Source organism: Kitasatospora sp. MBT63, assembly GCF_000710465.2.
GTDB lineage: Bacteria > Actinomycetota > Actinomycetes > Streptomycetales > Streptomycetaceae > Kitasatospora.
Genome location: NZ_JAIZ01000475.1, coordinates 1 through 1,683, shown reverse-complemented (window position 1 = coordinate 1,683; position 1,683 = coordinate 1). Strand labels below are relative to the sequence as shown.

The following is a 1,683-nucleotide window of genomic DNA, read 5'->3' as shown; positions in this document are numbered from 1 at the left end:
GTACGGGCCCGCGGGGGCGGCCGGGGCCGGCGGCGGGCCGGGCGGGCCGGCGAACGACCCGGACCCGGCCGGGCTGCCGGGGACGGCCAGGCCGGGCGGCGGAGTCATCGGGAAGCCGCAGAAGTCGCACCAGTCCTCGGCCTGCGACTCATGGCCCCTAGGGCAGATCGGCATCAGTTCCCCCACTTGTCCAGCTGGTCGGCCCCGGGCGGTGGCCGGTCAGGTCTCGGTCGGTCGATTATTTCTTCACCCGGACGGTCTTGGTCGACCGGGTCTCGAGTGTCATCGAATCGGCCTCGCTCACATCCTTGCGGAACCGAACGGTACCTTCCTTCGCGTCGACGACGTCGACGACCTTCTGGAGCAGCTTCAGGGTTCCCTCGTTCCCCGTCCGGTGCGCCAGCCGGACGGCGGCGCCCAGCTTGGCGGTGGCCCGGTCGACGTCCCCGGCGCGGTGGGCGGCCAGGCCCTCCTGGATGGAGTCGGCCAGCTCGGCCTGGCCGGTGTAGTGCGCGACCTGGGAGTTGATCCGGGTGGAGGAGGCCAGGTCGTCCGTCCAGACGGCCTTGACCAGGCCCTGGGACAGCACCTCGGGCGTGGCCTCGCCGGGCCGGGGCAGGACCAGGCTGATCCGGGCGGCGAGCATCTCGTTGCCGACCGCGGCGGCCGGGACCTGGATGCAGACGTGGTAGTCGCGGCTCTCGTCGCCCCAGGAGCCGGTCGGGTAGTCGCCGGCCCGCGGGCCCGCCTCGGTCCGCCGGCCGGTGAGGTCCTCCACGCTGGGGGCGACCTGCTTGACGTACTTGACCACCGCGTTGGCGGGGGTCCAGACCCGCAGGGCGACGTCGGCGACCTGCTTGCCCATGGCGGTGGACATCATCGCCCGGAAGTCGTCGGCCAGGCCGTTCGGCTCCGCGACGATGTCCACCGTGCCGAGCAGCGCGGAGGAGATCCGGCGCAGCTCGGCGACCTCCCAGTCGGTGCCGACGCCGCGGCAGTCGGCGGTGAAGTACCCGGTGGCGAGGTCGAGGGCGCGCTGCAGTTCGGCGGGCTTCTCGTGCTCGTTGCGGCCGTCGGTGAGCAGGATGGCGTGCCGGATGGCGAGGTCGGGGCGGCTGGTGAAGAGCGCGTGGGCCTTGGTCAGCCAGGTGCCGATGGCGGTGCCGCCGGCCGCCTTGAGCTTGCGCAGTGCCAGCTTGGCCTCCTGCCGGGTGTGCGGTCCGGCCTCCGCGAGGGTGCCGTCGCCGGGGTAGACCTCGGTGGCCTCGTGGGTGCCGGCGACCACCGCGAAGGCGACGCCGTCGCGCAGGGTGTCGATCGCGGCGGCGGTGGCCTCGCGGGCGTTCTTGGCCTTGGCCGCCGGGTAGTCCATCGAGCCGGAGCAGTCGACCATCAGCACCACGCCGGCGGCGGGTCCGTCGCCGGGCGTCAGCGGGCGCCCGCCCGAGGTGCCGCCGCCGGTGGCGGTCACCGTGACGATCGCGTTGACCTCCCGGGCGCCCTCGGCGAGGTACTCGTTCTGGAAGATGTCGACGTCGAACCGGGGTGCGGTGGGCCTGGACAGACTTGCCATGACTGAGAGCTCCTGTCGAGCGGTCAGATGAGTGGTGGTCAGTCGGTGCTGGGTGCGTAGGCGGGCATCGGCGGGGCGGCCGGGGCCGGCGGGGCGAGCGGTGCGCCCGG

The 1,683-nt window shown here is 73.5% G+C and carries 1 protein-coding gene; it reads right to left on the bottom strand.

Going from position 1 to position 1,683, the window contains the following annotated elements; translation table 11 throughout:
• Positions 1-238: 238 nt before the first annotated feature.
• Entirely contained in the window at positions 239-1,573 is a 1,335-nt protein-coding gene (locus AA75_RS25960) for a VWA domain-containing protein (protein ID WP_033822675.1), read from the bottom strand.
• Positions 1,574-1,683 lie beyond the last annotated feature (110 nt).